The organism is Microbacterium sp. GXF6406 (assembly GCF_054798215.1).
This window is the reverse complement of sequence record NZ_JBSJZH010000010.1, coordinates 60,758-85,385: the sequence shown is the minus strand read 5'-3', so window position 1 is coordinate 85,385 and position 24,628 is coordinate 60,758. Positions and strand designations below refer to the sequence as shown.

The 24,628-nt window shown below is 67.8% G+C and carries 25 protein-coding genes; 5 read left to right on the top strand and 20 right to left on the bottom strand.

All coding sequences use genetic code 11. From position 1 onward, the window contains the following. Nucleotides 1–28: 28 nt before the first annotated feature. The 6 genes from ACWAUG_RS07915 to gabT all read right to left on the bottom strand — a co-directional run bounded on the left by ACWAUG_RS07915 (nucleotide 29) and on the right by gabT (nucleotide 7,442). On the bottom strand, nucleotides 29–919 hold the full coding sequence (locus ACWAUG_RS07915) for an NAD(P)-dependent oxidoreductase (RefSeq protein ID WP_460802095.1): 891 nt from the start codon (nucleotides 917–919) through the stop codon (nucleotides 29–31). Nucleotides 920–948: 29 nt separating this feature from the next. Continuing rightward, nucleotides 949–2,352, bottom strand: a complete 1,404-nt coding sequence (locus tag ACWAUG_RS07910; RefSeq protein WP_460802094.1) for a four-carbon acid sugar kinase family protein — start codon at nucleotides 2,350–2,352, stop codon at nucleotides 949–951. 108 nt (nucleotides 2,353–2,460) lie between these two features. After that, nucleotides 2,461–3,168, bottom strand: a complete 708-nt coding sequence (locus ACWAUG_RS07905) for a FadR/GntR family transcriptional regulator (protein ID WP_460802093.1) — start codon at nucleotides 3,166–3,168, stop codon at nucleotides 2,461–2,463. Nucleotides 3,169–3,244: 76 nt separating this feature from the next. After that, complete coding sequence (locus ACWAUG_RS07900) at nucleotides 3,245–4,609, bottom strand: aldehyde dehydrogenase family protein (protein ID WP_460802092.1); 1,365 nt, start codon at nucleotides 4,607–4,609, stop codon at nucleotides 3,245–3,247. Nucleotides 4,610–4,639: 30 nt separating this feature from the next. Continuing rightward, nucleotides 4,640–6,115, bottom strand: coding sequence for an NAD-dependent succinate-semialdehyde dehydrogenase (locus tag ACWAUG_RS07895; protein ID WP_460802091.1), 1,476 nt, complete (start codon nucleotides 6,113–6,115; stop codon nucleotides 4,640–4,642). A 10-nt stretch (nucleotides 6,116–6,125) separates the two neighbouring features. Then, nucleotides 6,126–7,442, bottom strand: coding sequence for a 4-aminobutyrate--2-oxoglutarate transaminase (gene gabT, locus ACWAUG_RS07890; RefSeq protein ID WP_298040227.1), 1,317 nt, complete (start codon nucleotides 7,440–7,442; stop codon nucleotides 6,126–6,128). A gap of 88 nt (nucleotides 7,443–7,530) precedes the next feature. Between gabT and ACWAUG_RS07885 the strand changes: the two genes are divergently transcribed. Then, nucleotides 7,531–8,994 (top strand): PucR family transcriptional regulator, encoded by a 1,464-nt coding sequence (locus ACWAUG_RS07885; protein WP_298040225.1) that lies wholly within the window; start codon nucleotides 7,531–7,533, stop codon nucleotides 8,992–8,994. Between the two features lie 10 nt (nucleotides 8,995–9,004). On the opposite strand, the gene ACWAUG_RS07880 is transcribed toward ACWAUG_RS07885, so the two are convergent. Further along, nucleotides 9,005–10,468: a helix-turn-helix domain-containing protein gene (locus ACWAUG_RS07880; RefSeq protein WP_298040224.1), complete on the bottom strand. Its 1,464-nt coding sequence runs from the start codon at nucleotides 10,466–10,468 to the stop codon at nucleotides 9,005–9,007. Between the two features lie 146 nt (nucleotides 10,469–10,614). On the opposite strand from ACWAUG_RS07880, the gene aceA reads away from it, so the two are divergent. After that, nucleotides 10,615–11,928: an isocitrate lyase gene (gene aceA, locus ACWAUG_RS07875; RefSeq protein ID WP_460802090.1), complete on the top strand. Its 1,314-nt coding sequence runs from the start codon at nucleotides 10,615–10,617 to the stop codon at nucleotides 11,926–11,928. A gap of 20 nt (nucleotides 11,929–11,948) precedes the next feature. Next, nucleotides 11,949–13,604, top strand: coding sequence for a malate synthase A (gene aceB, locus ACWAUG_RS07870; protein WP_298040220.1), 1,656 nt, complete (start codon nucleotides 11,949–11,951; stop codon nucleotides 13,602–13,604). A gap of 64 nt (nucleotides 13,605–13,668) precedes the next feature. Here the strand turns inward: aceB and ACWAUG_RS07865 are convergent, their stop codons facing one another. Continuing rightward, nucleotides 13,669–15,381, bottom strand: a complete 1,713-nt coding sequence (locus tag ACWAUG_RS07865; RefSeq protein WP_298040218.1) for an acyl-CoA dehydrogenase — start codon at nucleotides 15,379–15,381, stop codon at nucleotides 13,669–13,671. 125 nt (nucleotides 15,382–15,506) lie between these two features. Here ACWAUG_RS07865 and ACWAUG_RS07860 point away from each other — a divergent pair, with 125 nt between their 5' ends. Beyond that, a complete protein-coding gene (locus ACWAUG_RS07860; RefSeq protein ID WP_460802089.1) occupies nucleotides 15,507–15,941 on the top strand; it encodes a hypothetical protein in 435 nt (144 codons plus the stop codon). A 23-nt stretch (nucleotides 15,942–15,964) separates the two neighbouring features. Next, complete coding sequence (locus ACWAUG_RS07855) at nucleotides 15,965–17,167, top strand: pyridoxal phosphate-dependent aminotransferase (RefSeq protein ID WP_460802088.1); 1,203 nt, start codon at nucleotides 15,965–15,967, stop codon at nucleotides 17,165–17,167. Nucleotides 17,168–17,263: 96 nt separating this feature from the next. Here the strand turns inward: ACWAUG_RS07855 and ACWAUG_RS07850 are convergent, their stop codons facing one another. From ACWAUG_RS07850 to ACWAUG_RS07795, 12 genes are all read right to left on the bottom strand, one after another. Further along, the gene (locus ACWAUG_RS07850; RefSeq protein WP_298040212.1) at nucleotides 17,264–17,659 is read right to left on the bottom strand and encodes a VOC family protein; all 396 of its coding nucleotides are present in this window, start codon (nucleotides 17,657–17,659) and stop codon (nucleotides 17,264–17,266) included. 10 nt (nucleotides 17,660–17,669) lie between these two features. Next, nucleotides 17,670–18,806 (bottom strand): UDP-N-acetylmuramate dehydrogenase, encoded by a 1,137-nt coding sequence (locus ACWAUG_RS07845; protein ID WP_460802087.1) that lies wholly within the window; start codon nucleotides 18,804–18,806, stop codon nucleotides 17,670–17,672. A gap of 10 nt (nucleotides 18,807–18,816) precedes the next feature. Then, entirely contained in the window at nucleotides 18,817–19,215 is a 399-nt protein-coding gene (locus tag ACWAUG_RS07840) for a MaoC/PaaZ C-terminal domain-containing protein (RefSeq protein ID WP_460802086.1), read from the bottom strand. Then, nucleotides 19,212–19,667 carry an FAS1-like dehydratase domain-containing protein gene (locus ACWAUG_RS07835; RefSeq protein ID WP_460802085.1) on the bottom strand — a complete coding sequence of 152 codons (456 nt, stop codon included), beginning with the start codon at nucleotides 19,665–19,667 and terminating at the stop codon, nucleotides 19,212–19,214. Before ACWAUG_RS07835 ends, ACWAUG_RS07840 begins: the two co-directional genes overlap by 4 nt. A 44-nt stretch (nucleotides 19,668–19,711) precedes the next feature. Next, nucleotides 19,712–20,506 carry a sulfite exporter TauE/SafE family protein gene (locus tag ACWAUG_RS07830; protein WP_460802084.1) on the bottom strand — a complete coding sequence of 265 codons (795 nt, stop codon included), beginning with the start codon at nucleotides 20,504–20,506 and terminating at the stop codon, nucleotides 19,712–19,714. 114 nt (nucleotides 20,507–20,620) lie between these two features. Further along, nucleotides 20,621–21,157 carry a 50S ribosomal protein L17 gene (rplQ, locus tag ACWAUG_RS07825; RefSeq protein ID WP_298040203.1) on the bottom strand — a complete coding sequence of 179 codons (537 nt, stop codon included), beginning with the start codon at nucleotides 21,155–21,157 and terminating at the stop codon, nucleotides 20,621–20,623. Between the two features lie 34 nt (nucleotides 21,158–21,191). Further along, the gene (locus tag ACWAUG_RS07820; RefSeq protein WP_298040201.1) at nucleotides 21,192–22,181 is read right to left on the bottom strand and encodes a DNA-directed RNA polymerase subunit alpha; all 990 of its coding nucleotides are present in this window, start codon (nucleotides 22,179–22,181) and stop codon (nucleotides 21,192–21,194) included. Nucleotides 22,182–22,311: 130 nt separating this feature from the next. Then, the gene (rpsK, locus tag ACWAUG_RS07815) at nucleotides 22,312–22,710 is read right to left on the bottom strand and encodes a 30S ribosomal protein S11 (protein ID WP_033106075.1); all 399 of its coding nucleotides are present in this window, start codon (nucleotides 22,708–22,710) and stop codon (nucleotides 22,312–22,314) included. 31 nt (nucleotides 22,711–22,741) lie between these two features. Then, nucleotides 22,742–23,116: a 30S ribosomal protein S13 gene (gene rpsM / locus ACWAUG_RS07810; RefSeq protein ID WP_196384186.1), complete on the bottom strand. Its 375-nt coding sequence runs from the start codon at nucleotides 23,114–23,116 to the stop codon at nucleotides 22,742–22,744. A 132-nt stretch (nucleotides 23,117–23,248) separates the two neighbouring features. Then, a complete protein-coding gene (gene rpmJ, locus ACWAUG_RS07805; RefSeq protein WP_005050492.1) occupies nucleotides 23,249–23,365 on the bottom strand; it encodes a 50S ribosomal protein L36 in 117 nt (38 codons plus the stop codon). Between the two features lie 65 nt (nucleotides 23,366–23,430). After that, the gene (gene infA / locus ACWAUG_RS07800; RefSeq protein ID WP_028496510.1) at nucleotides 23,431–23,652 is read right to left on the bottom strand and encodes a translation initiation factor IF-1; all 222 of its coding nucleotides are present in this window, start codon (nucleotides 23,650–23,652) and stop codon (nucleotides 23,431–23,433) included. A 196-nt stretch (nucleotides 23,653–23,848) separates the two neighbouring features. After that, nucleotides 23,849–24,511, bottom strand: a complete 663-nt coding sequence (locus ACWAUG_RS07795) for a DsbA family protein (RefSeq protein WP_460802083.1) — start codon at nucleotides 24,509–24,511, stop codon at nucleotides 23,849–23,851. Nucleotides 24,512–24,628 lie beyond the last annotated feature (117 nt).

The window sequence follows — 24,628 nt, the reverse complement described above, 5'->3', positions numbered from 1 at the left end:
GGCGCGGGTGCGCCGGGTACGGGTCGGATCAGGAAAGTCGTTCGGGGGCGATCACACGGATCACGGCGGAGTCGTCGTTCGCTCCGAGGCCCTGTGCCTCGCCGAGCAGGAACAGCTGCTCGGCGGCGTTCGCGACCGGGGTCGACAGGTGAGCGGCACGAGCGGCCGTGCCGACGATGCCCATGTCCTTGACGAAGATGTCGAGGCGGCTGAGGACCTCGGCGCCCTCCTCGTCGTAGGCCTGCAGCGAGCGGGGGCCGCGGTTGCCGAGCATGAAGGAGTTGGCGGCACCGGCGGTGAGCGCCTCGAGGGTCTTCTTGCGGTCGAGGCCCAGCGCGTCGGCGAGGGCGAGCGCTTCGGCGGCGGCGGCGATGTGCACGCCGCAGAGCAGCTGGTTGACGGTCTTCAGGGCCTGGCCATCGCCCGGCTTGTCGCCGACGATCGAGAGCGTCGAGGCGAGCTGATCGAGAACCGGCTTCGCAACCTCGAGTGCTGCCGGGGTGGCGCCCACGACGATGAGCAGGTCGCCCTCGCCGGCGCGGACCGGACCGCCGGAGAGCGGGGCGTCGACGAGAGATGCGCCGTGCTCGGCGAGGCGGTCGGCGATCACGGCGATGCCGTCGGTGCCGACCGTGCTGGTGAGGATGACGACCGCGCCGTCATCCAGGTGCTCGGCGAGGCCGGTCTCTCCGAAGAGCAGGCCCTCGAGCTGCTGGCCGGTTCGCACGGCGACGAGCACGGCCTGTGCACCGGCGACGGCCTCGGCAGCGGATGCGGCGGGCTTGACGCCCTTCTCCGCTGCGAGGGCGATGCGATCGTCGGCGATGTCGAAGCCGCGCACCTCGAAGCGCTCGGCGAGGCGGGTGGACATTGGCAGGCCCATGGCTCCGAGACCGATGACGGCGACGGTGGAGGTCATGATGGTTCCTTTCAGTTCTTCAGTTCCGGTCACTGCGCGTCGGCGAGGGTCGCCACCACACGGGCCAGGGAATCCGCGACGCCGACGTTGCCGGCGAAGACGATGTAGGGGATGCCGACCGCGGGGCCGGTCTGCGGCTGCCACAGCGAGACGATGCCGGGGAGCATCGGTCCGAGCACAGTGGCGCGACGGATCTCGAGCGCCTCGCTGGCGACGTCGCTGGAGGTGATGCCACCCTTCGCGATCACGAAGCGAGGCGGGGCGATCGCGAGCACGCGGCGCACGAGTTCGACGACGCCGCTGGAGATCTTGCGGGCGATCTCGAGGCTCTCGTCGCCGTCGGCACCGGTGATCAGCTCGCGCGTGGTGTGCACGATGACGCTGCCATCGGCGAGGGCTTCCGCGACCGAGCGCGCCTGCGCGTCGAGGTGCGCCTCGCGGCGGTCGTCGACGAGCTGGCGCACGTCGAGCTCAATGGTGACGGTGTCGGGGCGCTGCCGTCGCAGCTCTTCGAGCTGCTGGGTGGTCAGCGGCACGTGGCTGCCGACGACGACGAGCCCTCCGCGGTCGTAGGCGAAGGGGATGTCGGCGGCGCGCACGGGTTCGGCGATGTCCTGGCCGATGTGGGCGCGGACGTAGGGAGGGCCGACGCGCAGCAGCACGGCGCGGTCGGTGAGACCGTGCAGTGCGAGGGCGACGACGCGCATGTCGGTTTCTTCGACGACGTCGACCGCGACGACGGTGCCGGTGGCGAGTCCCGTGAGGAATTCGGTGACGGCTTCGACGCCGGAGCGGATGATGTCGATCGTGAGGGCCGCGACGTCGGCGGCGGCGATGCGGCCGTGAGTCTTCTCCTCGACCCACTCGGTGAGGTTCGAGGAGGCGAAGCCGAAGGTCGCGTCCTTCGCGAAGGGGGTCTCCCCGACGGGGGTGGCCTCGCCGTCCGTGACCCAGTAGTGCACAGAGTCGACGGTGATGCGTCCAGCATCGGGGAAGGCGGGGACCAGAAGGGTGAGTTCGGGAGCGGCGCCGCCGTGGGTGACGATCTCCTCGGAGAGCACGTCGGTCTCGAGGGGGAAGTGCCCGCGCAGCGTCGAGTCGCCGCGCGAGACGAAGGTGACGCGCAGATCGGCGTCGGATGCCGCGTCCAGGGCGACCGCGACGATCTCGCGGTTGCGGCGAGCAGCCTCGTCCTCGTCGAGGGAGCGGGTGTTCGTCAGCACATAGACGGCGGCGGCGCCGGTGGCGAAGGCGCCTGCGAGGTCATCCTTCTCCCAGCGGGTGAGCACCGGGAGGTTCGCGACGGACTGCGTGCCGGTGGGGTCGTCATCGAGGACGACGAGGACGTTCTGGGGATCGAGGGATGCTCGGCCCTGTGCCGCGTCGATCTCGACCGGAGCCGGGAGAGGGGCCAGAAGCGCGTCGACGTGCACGGGAACTCCTTCGTTCAGAGGGGGTTGAGGGCGATCCGGACGGGTTATCCGATATCAGATAACGAGGGTACGCCGATTTTCCTTCCCCGGCAAGCGGAACGGATCCGCTCAGGCTCCGAGCACATAGCGCAGCAGATCGTCGCGCGTCTGCTTCATGTGGCTCGACATCGCCTCGCGCGCGGCCTCCGCCGACCGCGTGCGCATCGCCTCGAGAACCGCGGCGTGCTCGACGAGTGCGTGCTCACGGATCTCCAGCACCGAACTCGTCTCGCTGCGCGAGTCCTGCAGCATCGCGGTGAGCGGGCGGACGGATGCCACGAGGATGCGGTTGTCCGCCGCTGCGAAGATCACATCGTGGAAGGCCAGATCGGCGTCGACGAACCCCGGGACGTCGCCCTGCGCATGCGCCATGCGCATCTTCCCCAGCAGCTCCTCGAGCTCGGCGATGTGCTCATCCGTACACAGGGGGGCGGCCAGCTCCGCAGCCCCCGTTTCGAACATGACCCTCATATCGAGCAGGTCGAGCGAGGACTTGCGTCGGGCGCCGCCGCTGCGGGCGAAGCGCACAACCGCTTCCAGCCCGGTCCACTCGTCGACCGGGGCGACCCGATGCCTGCTTCCCGGGACCGGCACGATGACGCCCTGCGCCTGCAGCAGACGCACGCCCTCGCGGAGCGTGAGTCGGGATACACCGAGGAGGTCGGCGAGATCGGCCTCGGTAGGCAGGGTCTCCCCCGCCACGAGCCTCCCGGCGATGATCTCATCGAGAAGTCCATCGACGACGGACTGCGTGCGGGTGACCTTCTCGGACTTCATGCATCAAAGGTAGCGCTCCTGCGAGTGCACGATCGAGCGCAGGTCCGTGCTTATCGGTCGGTCAACGGCCGAGGGTTCACGGGGCCATCCGGATCAGCTTCCTGTTGACGAACTCGTCGGCGGCGAGCAGGCCGAGCTCGCGGGAGGTGCCGCTGCGCTTGATGCCGCCGAACGGCAGCTCCGGGCTGTCGGCGAGGACAAGGTTGACGTAGACCATGCCGGCCTCGATCCGGTCGGCGACCCTCGCGGCCTGAACATCATCCGTCGTGAACAGATAAGAGCCGAGGCCGAACGGGGTGCCGTTGGCGATCTCCAGCGCCTCGTCCTCATCCGCCGCCCGGTAGACGGTGGCCGCGGGGCCGAAGAGCTCCTCCCGATAGGCATCCATGCCCGGCGTGACGTCGGCGAGCACCGTCGGCTCGAAGAACGCACCCTTCCTCGCGCCCCCGGTCAGCACCGTCGCCCCCTGCGCGACGGCCCGATCGATCTGCTCCTGCAGACGTTCGGCGGCGGCGAGAGAGGCCAGTGGACCGAGAACCGTGTCTTCCTGCGTCGGGTCCTCTGGACGCACCGCGGCGAGCGCCGCCACGAACTTCGATACGAACGCGTCGTAGAGGCCATCGATGATGATGAACCGCTTCGCGCCGTTGCAGGACTGCCCGTTGTTGTCCAGACGCGCATCGACACCGGCCTGGACAACGGCGTCCAGGTCGTGGGCGGAGAGCACGATGAACGGGTCGGACCCGCCGAGCTCCAGCGCGACTTTCTTGAGATGACGCCCCGCGACTTCGGCGACCGCGGCGCCGGCAAGCTCCGAACCGGTCACCGAGACGCCCTGCACCCGCGGGTCGGCGATGATTCGGGCCGCCTGCTCATTGGTCGCGTAGACGTTGATGTAGGCGCCGTCCGGGAGCCCGGCATCCGCGTAGATCCGCTCGAGGAATGCCGAGGATGCGGGGCATTGCCCCGCGTGCTTGAGAATGATCGTGTTGCCGATCGCCAGGTTCGGCGCTGCGAAGCGAGCCACTTGATAGGCGGGGAAGTTCCACGGCATGATCCCCAGCAGCGCGCCCAGCGGCGAGCGGCGGACGACCGCGGTCCCCTCCCCGAGGATGTCGAGAGGTTCGTCTCCCGTGATGCGGAAGATGTTATCCGCGTAGAACTCGATGATGTCGGCGGCGAAGTCGACCTCGCCGATGGCCGCGGCGATGGGCTTGCCCATCTCGCGGACGATGATCGCCGCGAGTTCTTCGCGCCGTTCCCGGTGCAGCTCGGCGATGCGGCGGATCACCGCGGCCCGTTCCTCGGGGGCAACGGTCGCCCAGGCGGATGCTGCGGCATGAGCCCGCGCGATCGACTCGGCGATCTCGGCATCCGTGCTGGTGTCGTAGGTCGCGAGGGTCTGTCCGGTTGCGGGGTTCGTCACGGCGTAGGCGGTCATCGTCGTCCTCCTCGTGGGCGGGTCGTGCTGTCAGGTGGTGGCGGGAAGCAGCGTGTACTTGGTCGAGAGATATTCGTGGATGCCCTCGGCACCGCCCTCTCGCCCGATGCCCGACTGCTTGACGCCGCCGAAGGGGGCCGCGGCATTCGAGACGACGCCGACATTCAGGCCCATCATCCCCGTCTCGAGGGCGTCGATCATGCGATGCCCTCGGTCGAGGTCCTCGGTGAAGACGTACGAGACGAGACCGTACTCGGTGTCGTTCGCCAGGCACACGGCCTCCGCCTCGGTCTCGAACGTCGCGATCGCGAGCACGGGTCCGAAGATCTCCTCGCGGAGGATGTCGCTGCCGGCGGCGACGTCTGCGACGACGGTCGGTTCGAAGAAGGTCCCCTCCCCGTCGACTGCGTCACCTCCGATGAGCACGCGGGCACCGCGCGAGGTGGCGTCCTCGACCAGCGCACGGGCCTTGGCGACGGCATCCGCATCGATGAGCGGGCCGATCGTGACGTCGGCGTCCGTACCGCGTCCGATTTTCATCGCCCGTACGCGCGCGGTGACGCGGTCGGCGAATTCTTCGGCGACGGACGCATGCACGATGAACCGGTTGGCGGCCGTGCAGGCCTGCCCGATGTTTCGGAACTTCGCCGCGATCGCCCCGTCCACAGCCTTGTCGAGGTCGGCGTCATCGAAGACGACGAACGGAGCGTTGCCGCCGAGCTCCATCGATACCCGCAGCACACCGTCGGCCGCCTGCGCGATGAGCGCTCTGCCGACCTCGGTCGACCCGGTGAAGGACAGCTTGCGCAGGCGCGGATCCGCGAGGATCGGCGCCGACAGCTTCGAGGATGACGACGTCTGGACGACGTTGACGACGCCCTTCGGGAGCCCTGCTTCTTCGAGGAGCTTCGTGAAGAAGATCGTCGTGAGCGGCGTCAGTGCCGGAGGCTTGATCACCACCGTGCAGCCCGCGGCGAGCGCGGGGGCGATCTTGCGCGTCGCCATCGCGAACGGGAAGTTCCACGGGGTGATGAAGAACGACGGTCCCACCGGGCGCTGCGAAACGATCATGTGGCCCGTCCCCTCGGGGTTCAGCCCATAGCTGCCCGTGATGCGCACGGCCTCTTCGCTGAACCAGCGCAGGAATTCGCCGCCGTAGACGACCTCGCCGCGCGCCTCGCCGATCGGTTTTCCCATCTCGAGCGTCATGAGCAGAGCAAGATCCTCCTTGTGCTGCTGCACGAGGTCGAAGGCCCGGCGCAGGATGTCGCTGCGGGTACGGGGCGCAGTGGCCGCCCACTCCTCCTGAGCGGCGACGGCCGCGTCGAGCGCGCGGACGCCGTCGTCCGCCGATGCATCGGCGATGCGCCGGATGACGGCGCCTGTCGCCGGGTCGTGCACCGCGAAGGTTCGACCGCCCTCTGCCTCGACCCATTCGCCGTCGATGAAGAGCCCGGTGGGGATGCTGTCGAGCAGGGTCTGCTCATCGGATGCCGTGATGCTCATGTGCGCTCCTTCAGAGGCCGGAGAGGGCTGCGGTGAGGACATCGAGCCCCTCGTGCAGCAGGTCGTCGGGGATGGTCAGGGGCGGGAGGAATCGGATGACGTTGCCGAAGGTGCCGCAGGCGAGCACGATGACGCCCTCGCCGATGCATGCTTTCACGACAGCGGCCGTGAGCGCGGCATCCGGCTCACGGGTCAGCGGGTCGATGAACTCGATCGCCATCATCGCCCCGCGTCCGCGCACCTCGCCGATGCGCGGATCGTTCTGCCTCATGATCTCGAGCCGCGTGCGCAGCAGATCGCCGATCCTCTGCGCGCGCTCCAGCATCCCGTCGTTCTCGAAGACGTCGATCGCGGCGAGCGCAGCGGCGCAGGCGACCGGGTTGCCTCCATACGTTCCGCCGAGCCCTCCGGCATGGGCGGCGTCCATGATCTCTGCACGGCCGGTCACGGCGGCGAGCGGAAGGCCCGCGGCGATGCCCTTCGCGGTCGTGATGAGGTCGGGTTCGATTTCGAGCTGCTCGCTGGCGAACATCGTCCCGGTGCGGGCGAAGCCGCTCTGCACCTCATCCGCGATGAAGACGACGCCGTTCGCCCGGCACCACTCCTGCACCGCCGGCAGGAAGCCGTCCGCCGGCACGATGAACCCGCCCTCGCCGGGGATCGGCTCGATGATCACGGCTGCGAGTTCGGCCGCCCCGACCTGCTTCTCGATGATGGCGATGGCGCGGGCCGCGGCATCCGCCCCGTTCAGGCCGTCACGGAAGGGGTAGGACAGCGGCGCCCGGTAGACCTCGGGGGCGAACGGCCCGAACCCACTCTTGTACGGCATCGCCTTCGCGGTCAGTGCCATCGTCAGGTTCGTGCGCCCGTGATAACCGTGCTCGAAGGCGACGACGGCGGAGCGCCCGGTGTGCTTGCGCGCGATCTTGATCGCGTTCTCGACCGCCTCGGCACCGGAGTTGAACAGCGCGCTGCGCTTGGGGAAGTCGCCGGGCGTCAGCCGGTTCAGGGCCTCCGCGACGGCGATGTACTCCTCGTAGGGCGAGATCATGAAGCACGTGTGCGTGAAGCGCTCGACCTGGGCTGCGACGGCGGCGGCGACCTTCGGATGCGCATTGCCGATCGTGGTGACCGCGATACCGCTGCCGAGGTCGATGAGCGAGTTCCCATCGGCATCCAGGACCACTCCCCCGCCGGCTTCGACGACGGCGACAGGAACGGAGTGCGCGACGCCGGATGCCACGGCATCCGCCTTGCGGGCGAGGATCTCTGCCGAACGCGGGCCGGGCAGGGCTGTTACCAGGCGACGCTGCTGCGTGAGGGTCATGCTGAGAGCGTAGGCCTCCGGTCGGGCCCTGTCCTTCGCCCGATCGGATAAGTTGTGATCAATATTCGCCGATGAGTATAGGAGTGGCATGACCGATCCCACACTTCGCGGCCTGATGAGCGATCCCGACCTCGGGCTGCGCCTGCTCACCGAGCCGTCGGTCGCCCTGGACCGACCGTTGCGCTGGGTGCATTCCTCCGACCTCGCCGACCCGACGCCCTTCCTCACCGACGACCTCGTGCTCCTCACCACCGGCGGACAGTTCGACGGTGCGCTCGCGCCCGCCGAGTACGTCGACCGGCTCGCTGCGCATGGCGTCATCGGCATCGGATTCGGCACCGGTGTCAGACATCCGGCCCTCCCACTCGGCCTCGCCGAGGCGTGCAGCGCCGCCGGAGTGCCACTGTTCGAAGTCCCCTACGACACCCCGTTCATCGCGGTCGCCCGGACACACGCCGAGGCGATCGCCACACGGGCCTACGCGCGCCGCGACTGGGCTCTCGAAACCCAACGAGCTCTCGCGGTCGCTGCACTGCGCCCCCACGGCCTGCTCGCGATCATCGCCGAACTCGGCCACCGCCTCGACACCTGGGTGGGCCTTTTCGATGCGACGGGAGAGCTCACCGGCGATCGAGCCACCGGCCGCCTCCTCGAACCGCACAGGCGACGGGCGATCGTCGATGAAGCCACCACGATGCTCGCCCGCGGCACGGAATCGGCACGCAGCACAGCCGGCCTCCAGCTGTTCACCATCGGTCAGACGCGCCGCCTGCGCGGAGTGCTCGTCGTCGAGGCCGACTCCCTCGACGCGGAGGCACGAGCGGTCATCACCTCCGTCATCGCCATGGCCGGGCTCGCCGAGGAGCAGAATGAGCAGCTCGCCGCTCAACGACGGCGACTGCATGCCCAGGTGCTCGAATCGCTGATGCTCGATGACCCCACGCTCGCACAGCGGGTGCTGCTCTCGTTCCCTGCCGCGCCCCTGATCGTCGCGATCACCGCGAGCGCCCCCGCCGATGCCTTTGAGGAATGGTGGGAGCGCCGACGCACCGAACGCGGGTCGAAGGTCTTCCTGGCCCCGGTGGACGACGGAACCCTGATCTGCCTTCCGGCCTCCGACGCTCCCCTGCTCGATGACGCCGCGGAACGCTTCGGCATCCGCATCGGAGCATCGGATGCCGCGGAGCTCACCGGCTTCTCGCGCGCCGCGGCTCAAGCCCGCAGCGCTCTACGGCGCGGCCGACCGGGCGCCACACGGTTCGCGGATGCGGCGGGACGCAGCATCCTCTCGATCCTCACCGACGACGAGGCAGCACTCATCGCGACCTCGCGCCTCTCAGCCCTTCACGACGCGGACAGCGACCTCGAGAGCACCCTGCGGGTGTGGCTCGAGCACGATGCGCGCTTCGAGCAGGCGGCTCTGGCCCTCGGCATCCATCGGCACACCCTGCGCACGCGCGTGGCGCAGGCCGCGAGACTTCTCGGGCTGGACCTGTCGTCATTCCCCGACCGCGCCGAGCTGTGGGCGCTGCTGCAGGCGAGCCGCGGCTGACACCGTGCTCTCACCCCGGCGCGTGCGCCTCGAGGAATGCGTACACATCCGTCGTGTCGACACCCGGGAACGCCCCCGTCGGCAGCGTCGCCAGCAGGGTGCGCGGGGTCTTCACATTCGGCCAAGACCGGGTGCGCCAGCGCTCCTCCAGATCCGCGGGGGCCCGCCGGCAGCACACCTCCGCCGAATGCTTCGACACGCCGCGATTCGCCGTGTCACGGCCCACGAACCAGCGTGTGTCGTCGAAGCGCACGCCGACGCTCACCGAGTGCAGACCCTCGCTGGAAGACTCGACCCGGGCCGTGCACCAGTAGGTGCCGCCTCCGGTGTCGGTGTACTGGTAGTAGGGGTTGAACCGGTCGTCCTCCTCGAACACGACGCGGCTCGTCCACTTGCGGCAGCACATCTGCCCCTCGATCGCGCCGAGCCGGTCGGTCGGGAAGTTCACATCATCGTTCTCGTACGCCTTGGTGATGGTGCCCGACTCATGCACCTTCAGGAAGTGCACGGGGATGTCGAGATGGCGGGTGGCGAGATTCGTGAACCGGTGCGCGGCCGTCTCATAGGAGACCGAATACGCGTCGCGCAGGTCCTCGATCGAGATCGCGCGGCGCTGCTTCGCGTCGCGCAGGGCCGGCACGACGTCCGCCTCGGGCATCAGCAGCGCGCCCGTGAGGTAGTTCGTCTCGACCCGTTGCCGCAGGAATTCCGCGTAGCTGCGCGGTTCCGCGTGCCCGAGGATGCGGCTGGAGAGAGCCTGCAGCACGGCGGTGCGAGCATCTCCCTTCGCCGGCACGCTGCTGGAGAGGTAGAGCCGGCCGTGCGCGAGGTCGGCGACGCTGCGCGTCGTCTGCGGTAAATCGGGCGCGTAGTGGAGGGTGAATCCGAGATAGGCGGCGATCTCGGATGCTGTGCGCTGGGTCAACGGGCCACCAGGGTGTCCAACCGCCGCGAGGATCTCGGCTGCGCGCTTCTCGAGGTCGGCGAAGTGGTTGTCCTGGCGGCGCATGAGGTGGCGGAGTTCGACGTTGGCGCGCCGCGCCTCCTCCGGAGTCGCGGCGCGCTCATCCTTGAGCCGCTCGATCTCACCGTGGAGGGCGAGCAGCGCCTGCACCGCGGCCATCGGAGTCGTCTTCGTGATGCGGAAGGGTTCGATCCCGAGCGTCTGGAACGTCTGCCCCGTCATCGCGCGCTGCAGCGCTATCTCGGCGACGCTGCGCTCATCGAGCGGCTCGCCCTCCAGGAGCGCGTCGAGCCCGGTTCCCAGCGCACGGGCGATCTGCTGCAGCTGAGTGAGTTTCGGCTCGCGTTTTCCGGTCTCGATCATCGACACCTGACTGGGCGCCCGACCAATCGCCGCGGCGAGCTCCTCCAGGGTCATCCCGCGGGAGGTTCGCATCTGCCGGATGCGGCGCCCGATGGTCAGGGCGTCCGTGTCGTGCACTTCGGGGTACTGCGTCTTCGCTGACGTCATGGCGGCGAGTCTGTCACGAAACCAGAAATAACGAAAAACTTCTGCCCGACTTCTCGTATTGAAGAGGGTTTTCTTCACCCAGAGTAGGTGCCAAGCATCCGGTTCCCGACGGCGATCAGGAACCGTCATCCAATGGAGGAGACACCATGAGCACCCACGCACCCCGCCCCGCCGGCCTCCGTTCCGGCGACCAGACGCAGACAGCGGCCGAGCTGCAGGAGATCTGGGACACCGACCCGCGCTGGGACGGCGTCGAGCGCACGTACTCCGCAGACGACGTCGTCCGCATCCGAGGCTCGGTCCGTGAGGATTCCACGCTCGCTCGCCGAGGCGCTGAGAACCTCTGGAATCTCCTCCACACCGAGGACTACATCCGGGCCCTCGGCGCATACACCGGCGGACAGGCCGTGCAGCAGGTGCGCGCCGGCCTCAAAGCCATCTACCTCTCCGGGTGGCAGGTCGCCGCCGACGGCAACCTCGCGGGCCAGACGTACCCCGACCAGTCGCTGTACCCGGCGAACTCCGTGCCCGCCGTCGTGCGCCGCATCAACAACGCCCTCCTCCGCCAGGACCAGCTCGAGCACGCCGAGGGCGAGATCACGCAGGACTGGCTCGCCCCGATCGTCGCAGACGCCGAGGCCGGCTTCGGCGGCTCCCTCAACGCCTATGAGCTGGCCTCTTCCCTCATCCAGGCCGGAGCCGCCGGCATCCACTGGGAAGACCAGCTCGCCAGTGAGAAGAAGTGCGGGCACCTGGGCGGCAAGGTCCTCGTCCCCACCGCGCAGCACATCCGCACGCTCAACGCCGCTCGTCTCGCGGCGGACGTCGCGGGCGTGCCGACCGTCATCGTCGCGCGGACGGATGCTCTCGCCGCAGACCTCCTCACCAGCGATGTCGACGAGCGCGACCGGGAGTTCACCACCGGCGAGCGCACCGCTGAAGGCTTCTACCGCATCCGCGCCGGACTCGACTCCGTCATCAGCCGCGGACTCGCCTTCGCGCCCTACGCCGACCTGCTCTGGGTCGAGACCGGCGAGCCGGACATCGAGCTCGCCCGGGCGTTCGCCGCGGCCATCCACGAGCGATTCCCCGGCAAGATGCTCGCCTACAACTGCTCGCCGAGCTTCAACTGGAAGCGTCACCTCACGGACGAACAGATCGCGACGTTCCAGCAGGAGCTGGCCGACCTCGGCTACAAGTTCCAGTTCATCACCCTCGCCGGCTTCCACGCCGTGAACCACTCCATGTTCGATCTCGCCCGCGGCTACGCCGAACGCGCCATGAGCGCCTACGTCGAGCTGCAGGAGGCCGAGTTCGCCGCCGAGGCATCCGGATACACCGCCACCAAGCACCAGCGCGAAGCCGGCACCGGGTACTTCGACGTCATCTCGACCGCGCTCAACCCCGACAGCGCCACCCTCGCCCTCGCCGGCTCCACCGAGACCGCGCAGTTCCACTGACTCTCCGAAGGACCACGATCATGACCACTCCCACCGCACCTCCGACCACCGCCCCGACGCAGACGATCCTGCAGGACCCGGCACTCACCGTCACCGGCCCCCTGCACGAACGGTTCGACGAGATCCTCACGCCCGAGTCGCTCGCCTTCCTCACCGAGCTGCACCACCGCTTCAGCCACCGCCGCCACGATCGCCTCGCAGACCGCATGCGCCGGCGCTTCGAGATCGGCACCGGGCACGACCCGCGCTTCCGCGACGACACGCGGCACATCCGCGAGGATGCCGACTGGCAGGTCGCCGGTGCGGGGCCCGGGCTCGAGGACCGCCGCGTCGAGATCACCGGCCCCACAGACCCGAAGATGACGATCAATGCGCTGAACTCCGGTGCCCGCGTCTGGCTCGCCGACCAGGAGGACGCCACGAGCCCGACCTGGCAGAACGTCATCGGCGGCCAGCTGTCGCTGCACGACGCGATCCGCGGTGAGCTCTCCTTCGCTTCCCCGGAGGGCAAGCGCTACGAGGTCACGGCCGAGCTGACCCCCACGATCGTCATGCGCCCGCGCGGATGGCACCTGCTCGAGAAGCACCTGATGTTCATCGACCGCACGGGGCGGCAGCTGTCCGCATCCGCGTCCCTCGTGGACTTCGGCCTGTACTTCTTCCACAACGCGCAGGCGCTCATCGACGCCGGCCGCGGGCCGTACTTCTACATCCCCAAGCTCGAATCGAGCGAGGAGGCGAAGCTCTGGGACGACGTGTTCACCTTCGCCGAGGAGTACATCGGCATCCCGCACGGCACGATCCGCGCAACCGTCCTGATCGAGACGTTGCCGGCCGCCTTCGAGATGGACGAGATCTTGTACGAGCTGCGCGACCACTGCGCGGGCCTGAACGCCGGCCGCTGGGACTACATCTTCTCGATCATCAAGAACTACCGCGGGCGCGGCGCCCGCTTCGTGCTGCCGGATCGCAGCGAGATCACGATGACCGTCCCGTTCATGCGCGCCTACACCGAGCTTCTCGTGAAGACGTGCCACCAGCGCGGCGCATATGCGATCGGCGGTATGAGTGCATTCATCCCGAATCGCCGCGACCCCGAGGTCACCGCTTCCGCGATCGAGAAGGTCTCTGCGGACAAGAAGCGCGAGGCCGGCGACGGGTTCGACGGCACGTGGGTCGCGCACCCCGACCTCATCCCCGCAGCCCAGGCGGAGTTCGACGCGGTACTCGGCGAGGCGCCGAACCAGATCGATCGGCAGCGCGATGACGTCTCGGTGCGCGCGGAGGACCTGCTCGATCTGCGCATCGGCCGACCGATCACCGCACAGGGCGTACGCGACAACGTCTCCGTCGCGATCCGATACATCGAGGCGTGGCTGCGCGGGCTGGGTGCCGTCGCGATCGACAACCTCATGGAGGATGCCGCGACCGCGGAGATCTCACGGTCGCAGGTCTGGCAGTGGATCCAGCAGGACCGCTCCACCGAGGACGGTGCCCGGATCACCGCGGAATACGTCGAGGCTCTGATCCAGGAGACTCTCGCCCAGGCGACGCGCTCCGCCGGCGACCGCTTCGATGACGCCGCGGACGTGTTCCGTGAGGTCGCGCTGGGAACGGACTTCCCCGCGTTCCTCACGACATCCGCCTACTCGCGTCATCTCGTCGACGAGTCCTGAGAACGATGAAGGGCGGGGCGGATGCATCGCATCCTCCCCGCCCTTCATCTGTTTGCTCGAGCGGTCAGCCGATCTCACCCGCGGCGACCGTCTCGGCGAGCGCGTGCACGCGGGGCAGGTGGTGCGCGATGTAGAAGCGCGCATCGGTCTTCCGATCGGCATCATCATCATGGGCCGTGTCGTGGGCGGCCACGGCGATGACAGCGAGCGCGTGCATCCAGCCGCCGGCGAGGGTTCCGAGCAGCATCAGGTACGGCACGGCGACCGAGGAAGAATCGCGCCCCGCCCCGAAGGAGATCAGAGACTCTGTCGCCCGGCGGGCCGCCGCCACCGCCCGGTCGAGCGCGTCGGCGATGACCGCATCCGTTTCTCGAACCGTTGCGGCCGTCTCGGCGATGGCTTCGAGCAGACCGGAGACGGTCGCTCCCCCATCGCGGATAACCTTTCGCCCGATGAGGTCGTTCGCCTGGATGGCGGTCGTGCCCTCATAGATCGGGATGATGCGCGCATCGCGGTAATGCTGCGCAGCGCCGGTCTCATCGATGAAGCCCATTCCGCCATACACCTGGATGCCGTCGCTCGTGACGCGCAGCGTCTCCTCGCTCGCCCAGCCCTTGAGGATCGGCACGAACAGCTCGGCGAGGCGCAGCACGTCCTCGCCAGCGGCGGCGCGATCGAACAGGTCGCCGACGTGCACCGACAGGGCGCGCATTGCGAAGGTCTGGCTCGACATGGAGCGCAGGATCCGTGCCACGTCGGGGTGTCCGGCGATCGGCGTTCCGGCCGGGCGGCCGATGACCGGCCCCTGGAGGCGTCCGGCGGCGTAGGCTGTGGCGCCCTGCAGCGCCCGCTCGGAGATGCCGGTCGCCTGGTGGCCCATGCCGACGCGGGCGGAGTTCATCATGACGAACATGCCGGCCAGACCGCCGTGCAGCTCGCCCACGAGATACCCGGTGGCGTCTTCATAGGCGAGGACGCAGGTCGGGCTCGCGTGGATGCCGAGCTTGTGCTCGAGCGCCACCGTGGTGATCGCATTGCGCTCCCCGAGCGAGCCGTCGGCATTCACGAGACGGCGCGGGGCGACGAACAGCGACAGGCCCTTCGCCCCTTCGGGGGCGCCCGGCGTGCGCGCGAGGACGAGGTGCACGATGTTCTCGGCGATGTCGTGGTCGCCCCAGGTGATGAAGATCTTCTGCCCGGTGATGGCGTAGCTGCCGTCGCCGCGCGGGGTCGCCAGGGTGCGGATCGCGCCGAGATCGGTGCCGGCCTCCGGCTCGGTGAGGTTCATGGTCCCGGTCCACTCGCCGCTGACGAGCTTGGTCAGATACGTTTCGCGCAGATCCTCGGATGCTGCGGCGTCGAGCGCGTGGATGGCGCCGGTGCCGAGCATCCAACACAGGGCGAAGGCCATGTTCGCACTGTTCCAGATCTCGCCGAGTCCGGCGCCGACCGATTCGGGCAGTCCATCGCCGCCGGCGGTATCGGGGGCCGTCGCGCTGACCCAGCCCGATTCGACGAGCGCCCGGTAGGCTTCGGCAAACCCGTTCGGCAGGCGGACTTCGCCATCTTCGAGCCGAGCGCCGATCTGATCGCCGGCCCGATCGAGCGGGGCGAGCATTTCGGCGGCGAACTCCCCCGCTCCGGCGATGATCTCGACCGCGTCATCCGCGGTGATCGCGCCTCCGGAGGCGTCCGAGACGATATCGCGCCCGAAGAGCTCCCCATAGAGGAAGGCGTAGTCGGCGACCGGCGGGATGTAGGGGGTGGCGGCACTCATCGTTCTCTCCTCCATGCAGGAATGTGGGACCGCGAGTCAGCCTAGCTGACACTCAGTATCAACACGAGGACTTCCCGATCTCGATTCCGACCCTCAGCTCCGGATCGCAGGCGTAACCTGGGCTCATGAGTGAGGTATGGACCGGCATCGCCGAGGAGTTCCTGCACCTGTATCCGATATCCGGCCGCCTCCTGGCCGTGGCCGGGGCGGATGCTGCGCGGTCGCGCCTCGTCGCCGATGAGGTCGCGGCCGCCCTCGCCTCCGTCGGCCAGACAGTCGAACAGGCCCATAGCATCGACGGCGACGAGAAGACCCTGCGTGCCGAGGTCATCACCCCGTTCCGCGCGGATGCCGCGCGCGACCGCGTGCTCATCGTCTCCGGACCCGCAGCCCTTCTGAGCCCGAGCGCACGCGGACTGTGGAACTTCACTGTGTGGCAGCTCTCCGACGACGAACCCCCGCAGACCGCGGCATCCGCTCTCGTCGACATCACCGACTCGCAGCGCCCTGCCCGCCGATTCGCCGATTACTGCGCGTTGCCCTCGAGTTACGGTGCGTGAGGCATCCGAGTAGCATCTGAGATGTGACCGAACGCGCTCCTCTCTCCCGCAAGCTGTCCGCCATCGCCGAGTCGGCGACCCTCAAGGTCGATGCCAAGGCCAAGGCTCTGAAGGCCGAGGGCAAGCCCGTCATCTCGTATGCCGCCGGCGAGCCCGACTTCTCGTCGCCGCAGTTCATCGTGGATGCCGCGGCCGAGGCGCTCGCGGATCCGTCGAGCTACCGTTACACGCCCGCCGCAGGTCTGCCTGCGCTGCGCGAGGCGATCGCGGCCAAGACGCTGCGCGACTCCGGTCTCGAGGTCTCGCCGTCGCAGGTCATCGTGACCAACGGCGGCAAGCAGGCCGTCTACCAGGCGTTCCAGGCGGTGGTGAACCCCGGCGACGAGGTGCTGCTGCCCGCGCCGTACTGGACCACCTACCCCGAGGCGATCCAGCTCGCCGACGGCGTGCCGGTCGAGGTCTTCGCCGGGGCCGACCAGGAGTACAAGGTCACCGTCGCCCAGCTCGAGGCCGCCCGCACCGAGCGCACCACCGTGCTCGTCTTCGTCTCACCGTCGAACCCGACCGGATCGGTCTACACGCTCGAGGAGACCCGCGCCATCGGCGAGTGGGCGCTCGAGCACGGCATCTGGGTCATCTCCGACGAGATCTACCAGAACCTCACCTACGAGGGCGTCAAGGCGACGTCGATCGTCGAGGCCGTTCCCGCGCTCGCCGAACAGACGATCCTCGTCAACGGCGTCGCGAAGACCTATGCCATGACCGGATGGCGCGTCGGCTGGATGGTCGGCCCCGCGGATGCCATCAAGGTCGCCGCCAACCTGCAGTCGCACCTGTCGAGCAACGTGAACAACATCGCCCAGAAGGCGGCGATCGCAGCGCTCAACGGCCCGCAGACCGAGGCCGAGCAGTTCCGCGAGGCGTTCGACCGCCGTCGCCGCCTCATCGTTTCGGAGCTGTCGAAGATCGACGGCGTGCACGTTCCGAACCCGCTCGGCGCGTTCTACGTCTACCCCGACGTGCGCGGCCTGCTGAACCGCGAGTGGCACGGCGTCACCCCGACCACGACACTCGAGCTCGCCGACCTCATCCTCGAGAAGGCAGAGGTCGCCGTGGTCCCCGGTGAGGCGTTCGGCCCGTCCGGATACCTGCGCCTGTCGTACGCCCTCGGCGACGACCAGCTGCTCGAGGGCATCCAGCGCCTGCAGAAGCTCTTCGCCATCTGACCTTCACCGCTGGCGAAACGGCGCCGATCCCCGTCCGATCCCTGCGGATCGGACGGGGGATCGATGCATGCAGCGGGTGCCGAGGAACTTCCGCGGTCAGCGACCGTGGCCGATGAGCCAGCGGATGCCGTAACGGTCGAGCACTTGTCCGTCGCCATCGCCCCACGGCCGCTTACCCAGCGGCTCGACGACGCGGCCCTCGCGGGCGAGCTCGTCGAACCATCCACCGAGGACCACGGGGTCCGCTGTGCCGAGGAGTGAGAAGCTCGCGCCGACGATGTGCACCGCGTCCTCGTCGCCCGCGGCATCCGCGGCGAAGAGCAGCACCGGCCCCCGTAGAACACCGTGGGCGATCGCGTCGCCCGGTCCGTCAGCCCGGCCGAACTGCGCGTAGGTGTGCAGCTCCAGCTCGCCGCCGAACACATCCCGGTAGAACCTCAGGGCCTCTTCGGCATTGCCCGGGAAAGAAAGGTACGGGACGAGCGCGCTCATCCGTCTCCTCTCAGAGCTCGACGCCGACGAGAACCGGCTCCGGCTGCAGCAGCAGACCGAACTCCGAGTGCACCCGCGCCTGCACGAACCGGGCGAGCTCCGCGAGCTCTTCACCGCTCGCCCCGCCTCGGTTGGTCAGCGCCAGAGCATGCTTGGTCGACAGCCCCGCGCGCGAACGCGGCAGGCGGAAGCCCTTCTTGATTCCGGCGTTCTCGATCAGCCACGCAGCGCTGACCTTCACCTCGGCACGGGCCACCGACGCCTGCGGGATGTACCCGTCGTAGGCGCCGAGCGGAATCACCGTGACGGCATCCAGATCGGGAGTCACCGGCCACCGCGGGCACTCGGCCGGCAGCTGCGCCGCCGTCTTCTCGGGAATGATGATGTTCTGGAAGAAGCTGCCGGCGCTCGTCGTATCGGGGTCGTCCGGGTTCAGCAACATGCCCTTGGAAGCCCGGATACGGAGGATCTGCTCGCGCAGGGCCGCCAGCGCGATCCGTTCGTCGCCCGTGAGACCGAGCGCACGACGCAGCTGCTCGCCGCGCACCTGGCGTCCTTCGCCGCCGACCTCTGCCAGATCGAGCGTGACCGACAGGATCACCGCGCGACGGATCGGCACGCCGCCGTAGTGGTGCTTGAGCACCGATGTGCGGAACCCGAGGCCGAGCTCCTCGGCCGAGACCGTCGAGACCTCGCCCGTCGCCTCGTCGATCAGCTCGACCTCGACGAGCGTCTCCTGGATCTCCTGACCATAGGCGCCGACGTTCTGAACGGGCGCGGCCCCGACCGTTCCGGGGATCCCGCTCATCGCCTCAATGCCCGCCAGCCCGTTCTCGACCGCGTAGGCGACCAGCGCATCCCAATTGTGACCCGCCTGTACACGCAACCGAGCCCGGCCCTCATGCGGAGAGTCCAGCCGCTCGATCCCCGCCGTGAGCACCCGGATGACCGTCCCCTCGAACGGCTCATCGCCGACGAAGAGGTTCGAGCCGCCGCCCAGCACGAACCAGTCGTCGTGGCGCGCCCACGTCTCGCGCAGCGCGGCGACGAGCTCGTCTGCAGTCGTGGCATCCAGCATCCGCTCGGGTGCCGCGCCCGTACGCAGCGTCGTCAGCTCGGCCAGCGGAATCGGCACGATCTCTGCCATGTCCGTCCTCTCAGCGCGCGACGCGCAACTGGGCCTTGACGAGCACGGTCGTCTCAGCGGCCTTCACCGTGAGATCGATCCGAACCGACTCGTCATCGACCGCACCGACCTTCGCGATCACCGACACATCGGCGCCCGTCTCGGGATCGACGACGACGGGGCGAGTGAAGCGCACGCCGTAGTCCGTGATCTTCGACGCATCGCCCAGGGCGGCCACGACGACGGAGGAAGCGATTCCCATCGTGAGCATGCCGTGCGCGAGCACGCCCGGCAGGCCGACGGCTGCAGCGACGTCATCGCGGTAGTGGATGGGATTGAAGTCGCCGGAAGCCCCGGCGTAACGCACCAGAGACTCGCGGCTCAGGTGCACGGTGCGCTCGGCGATCACATCGCCCACGGAATACGTCATGCGGAATCCTCCTCGGAACCGACCAGCAGCACGCTCGTCGCCGTCACGACATGCTCGCCCGCTGCACCGGTGATCGCCGCCTCGCTCGTGATCATCGCGTTCCCCGCCATCATCCGGATGCCCGTCACCGAGAGCTTCGCGGTGAGCTCATCACCCGCGACGATCGGCCTCGAATACGCGAAACGCTGCTCGGCGTGAATCGTACGGGCCAGCTCGATGCCCGAGTCAGGCTCACCGAGCAGCTGTTGCAGAGTGAGGTCCTGGATGACCATCGCGAACGTCGGCGGCGCCACGACATCGGCGTGGCCCAGCGCACGGGCAGCCTCCACATCGGTGTGCAGCGGAGCGTCGGCGAAGACGGCACGGGCGAACTCGCGCACCTTCTCGCGACCGACCAGGTACGGCGGCGTCGGCGGGAACTCCCGGCCGACCAGATCATTGTTCACAGGCACCCGACGAGTCTATCGAGGGAAGCCCTCCGGCCGCGTCCACGACGTCAGCGACGACGCCCGCGGATCGCCTTCAACGCCATCTGCACCGCGATCACGACGAGATACGCGGCGAACAGGACGTTGCCCAGCAGCGGATCGATCAACGTCGCCAGCCAGGCGCCGAGCGCCGTCGTCGTGCACGCCGACACCCCGATTACCCCGGCGGCGACCAGATCGACGTTCTTGTTGCGCAGGTTGCCGATGGTTCCGGAGATCGCCGTCGGAATCATCATGAGCAGAGACGTGCCCTTCGCCTCGAGATCGCTCGTGCCGAAGGCGAGCATAAGCACGGGGACGACGATCACTCCCCCGCCGACGCCGATGAGCCCCGCCAGAATACCGGTGCCCACACCCACCAGAGCGAGCAGAACGCCGTTGAGGAGACCGAGCTCGAATACCGCCGACCGAGAGGGGATCACGACGAAAAGCGTGACGATCACCACGACGAGGAAGCCGACGAAGCACCAGCGCAACGCGGTCTGCGAGATGCGCGGCAGCAGACGCGTGCCGATCTGAGCGCCGACCACCGCACCCGCGGCGAGGATCGCAGCGGGGATCCACGCGACCGATCCGTGCAGCGCATAGGAGATCACGCCGACGCTCGCGGTCGGCACGATCGCCGCGAGCGACGTACCAGCGGCCAGACGCTGGTCGAATGCCAGCAGCAGGACCAGCATCGGCATGATCACGGTGCCTCCGCCGACGCCGAAGAGCCCGGAGAGAACACCGGCGAGCAGACCGATTCCGACGAACGCGGCGTAGGCGCGCGGAGTGCGTGCAGGGCGGGTCGATTCGGTCATCATGTACGCAGCAGCCTCAGCATCCGTTCAGACTATCCCGTCAGCGCCGCCGACCTGAAAAACGACGAAACCCGCCGCCCCGAGGGGCGGCGGGTTTCGTACGGAGTACGAGAATTACTCGGACTTCTCCTCGGCGGGAGCCTCGACAGCAGCTTCGGCTGCAGCCTCAGCAGCTGCACCCTCTTCCTGCGACTCGGCACCGGCGTCAACGGCGGCGTCCTCGACGGGAGCCTCCTCGACGGCCTTCTCGGCCTTCGGAGCAGCCTTGGCGGCCTTCTTCGCCTTCGGCGTGACGGGCTCGAGGACGAGCTCGATCACGGCCATGGGCGCGTTGTCACCCTTGCGGTTGCCGACCTTCGTGATGCGGGTGTAGCCGCCCTCACGGTCAGCGACCAGCGGAGCGATCTCGGTGAAGAGCGTGTGAACGACTTCCTTGTCACCGATGATCGACAGCACGCGACGGCGTGCGTGCAGGTCGCCGCGCTTGGCGAAGGTGATCAGTCGCTCGGCGAGCGGACGCAGGCGCTTTGCCTTCGTCTCGGTCGTCTTGATCGACTTGTGCGTGTAGAGAGCAGCAGCCAGGTTGGCAAGCAGCAGACGCTCGTGTGCGGGGCCGCCTCCGAGGCGGGGACCCTTGGTGGGCTTAGGCATATTGGTCTAACTCCTGGTCAGAATTTCGGGAAGGTCAGAAGGACTCGTCTTCGCCTGCGCCGTAGAAGTGGGCGCCGTCGAAACCGGGCACCGAATCCTTGAGCGACAGACCGAGCGAGATGAGCTTGTCGCGCACCTCGTCGACCGACTTCTGGCCGAAGTTGCGGATGTTCATCAGCTGCGTCTCCGACAGCGCCACGAGCTCGGACACCGTGTTGATGCCCTCGCGCTTGAGGCAGTTGTAGGAGCGAACCGAGAGATCCAGGTCCTCGATGGGCATGGACAGCTCGCTGGAGAGGACAGGCTCGACCGGCGCGGGGCCGACCTCGATGCCCTCGGCCTCGACGTTCAGGTCGCGGGCCAGACCGAAAAGCTCGATCAGGGTCTTCGCGGCCGAAGCGACGGCATCGCGGGCGGCGATGCTGTTCTTCGTCTCGACGTCGAGGATCAGCTTGTCGAAGTCGGTGCGCTCACCGGCACGCGTCGCCTCGACGCGGTAGCTGACCTTGAGAACCGGCGAGTAGATCGAGTCGACCGGGATCTGGCCGGCCTCTGCGTACTCGTTGCGGTTCTGGGTCGCCGAGACGTAGCCACGGCCACGCTCGATGGTGAGCTCCAGCTCGAACTTCGCGGACTCGTTGAGCGTCGCGATGACCAGGTCGGGGTTGTGGACCTCGACACCGGCCGGAGCCGAGATGTCTGCCGCGGTCACTTCACCGGCACCGGTCTTGCGCAGGTAAGCCGTGATCGGCTCATCGCGCTCGCTCGACACGACGAGCTGCTTGATGTTGAGGATGATCTCAGTGACATCCTCCTTGACCCCGGGGATCGTGCTGAACTCGTGCAGCACACCGTCGAGTCGGATGCTGGTGACAGCAGCGCCGGGGATCGACGAGAGCAGGCTGCGACGCAGCGCGTTACCGATGGTGTAGCCGAAGCCGGGCTCGAGCGGTTCGACGATGAACCGGCTACGGTTCTCGGCGATCTTTTCCTCGGTCAGTGTGGGACGCTGTGCAATGAGCACTTTGTGTTCCTTTCGATCACATGCCCGCTATATGACATGTGGTTGGTGAGGTCTTGCGTTGTGGAAGGGCGCCCGTGAAACGGGCGGAAAGTCGTCCGCCCCGGAGGGCGGACGACTCCAGCAACCGAAATCAGACGCGGCGACGCTTCGGCGGGCGGCAACCGTTGTGCGCCTGCGGCGTGACGTCCTGGATCGAACCCACCTCGAGGCCTGCGGCCGTGAGCGAGCGGATCGCGGTCTCGCGGCCGGAGCCCGGACCCTTCACGAAGACGTCGACCTTCTTGACACCGTGCTCCTGAGCCTGGCGGGCGGCCGACTCGGCAGCCATACCAGCGGCGTACGGGGTCGACTTGCGCGAGCCCTTGAAGCCCACGCCACCCGACGATGCCCAGCTGATGACAGCGCCGGACGGGTCGGTGATCGAAACGATGGTGTTGTTGAACGTCGACTTGATGTGGGCCTGGCCCAGCGCGATGTTCTTCTTTTCCTTGCGGCGCGGCTTGCGCGCGGCGGCCTTGGGTGCAGCCATGAAATTCTTCTCCTAATCCCTTGGCCGCTGCTTAGCGGGCCTTCTTCTTGCCGGCGACGGTGCGCTTCGGGCCCTTGCGGGTGCGCGCGTTGGTCTTGGTGCGCTGACCACGGACGGGCAGGCCACGACGGTGGCGGATGCCCTCGTAGGAGCCGATCTCGACCTTGCGGCGGATGTCTGCGGCGACCTCGCGGCGCAGGTCACCCTCCACCTTGTAGTTGCCTTCGATGTAGTCGCGCAGGGCGACGAGCTGGTCGTCGGTGAGGTCCTTCACGCGGATCGACTCGTCGATCTCGGTGGCCTTGAGGATCTCGACCGAGCGGGTACGGCCAACGCCGTAAATGTAAGTGAGGGCGATCACCACGCGCTTGTCGCGCGGGATGTCAACGCCGGCAAGACGTGCCATGCGGTTCTCCTGGAATGAGTAGAGGTGTGGGGCAGGATATGGACCCGGGCCTCTGTCCCGAGGTGTCGGCTTCGTTGTAGCTTCTTAACCCTGCAGTGTCGTATTCAGTTGTAAGTCGTACCTGAAGAGGTATCAGCCCTGGCGCTGCTTGTGGCGCGGGTTGCTCTTGCAGATCACCATGACGCGGCCGTGACGGCGGATCACCTTGCAGTGATCGCAGATGGGCTTGACGCTGGGGTTGACCTTCATAGTGTTTCCTGTTCGCTGTCTTCACCGGACAGGCGGAATCGCCTGGGGTGTTACTTCTCGACCGATCAGCGGTAACGGTAGACGATACGGCCGCGGGTCAGGTCGTAGGGGCTGAGCTCCACGACCACGCGGTCCTCGGGAATGATGCGGATGTAGTTCTGCCGCATCTTTCCAGAGATCGTCGCCAGGACCTTGTGTCCGTTGGTGAGCTCAACGCGGAACATCGCATTGGGCAACGCCTCCGAAATGACGCCCTCGATCTCGATGACACCGTCTTTCTTAGCCATAGCCTCGCTGACGCTTCTGCAGACCGGTCGATCTGCGGTGGATGGATGATTCGTGACGCCCGCTCCGGATGGACACGCCGAGTCCGGGCACAAGGCACCAACGCTCTATCTTATCCGGCGATGGACCATCCGGCAACTCGACGCAAAAGCGGGCCGCTCCGAAGGGAACGACCCGCTTGCGTCCGCGTCGCGAGACTCAGCCGAGGATCTCGGCGAAACGCGTTCCGATGTCGGCGTTGTCCAGACGCTCGCCATCGATCTCGACGGTCGGCGTTCCCGCGATGTCGTGCGTGCGCGTCTGGGAGGCGATGTAGCGCATGTAGGTGCCGTCCGCGATGCAGCTGGCGGCATCCCCCGCACCAACCTGCTCGGCGAGAGCGGACAGCTCATCGTCCGTTAGACCGGTCGTGTTCTCGGCCGGCTGGTTGTCGAACAGCAGGTTGAAGTAGTCAAGCGTGGAATCCGGCGACTCAGCGGCGACGCAGTAGACCGAGGCCGCAGCGCGCGTCGAGAACTCGGTGTTCTGCGAGAAGCGGTCGAGGATCGAGATCGGGTGCAGGTTCAGCGTGATCTCGTCGTTGGCCGCAGCGCTCTGCAGGGACTCGCCGTAGGTGTCTTCGAACGTGCCGCAGATGGGGCACATGAAATCGACGAACGTGTCGATCTCGGTGTCGCCGGATCCGAAGCTGATCGCGCCGGTCTCTTCGTTGACGAGTGCGCTCTGCGGCGCAACCCCCGGAGCCGTCGCCTGGTTGTTCATGACCACGACGAGCGTCGCGAGTCCGGCGAGGACGACGACGACCGCGATCGAGATTCCGACGGCGAACCAGTTGGTGTTGCTCTTGGCGGCAGCAGCCATGACATTCCGTTCTCTCTGACTCGAGCGGATGCGAGTCCGGGGACAAGACCTCGATGCGAGTGCATCGATTCGGGTAGATCCTGCCTGAAATTCCTATGCGCGCGTTGTGAGCAGCGC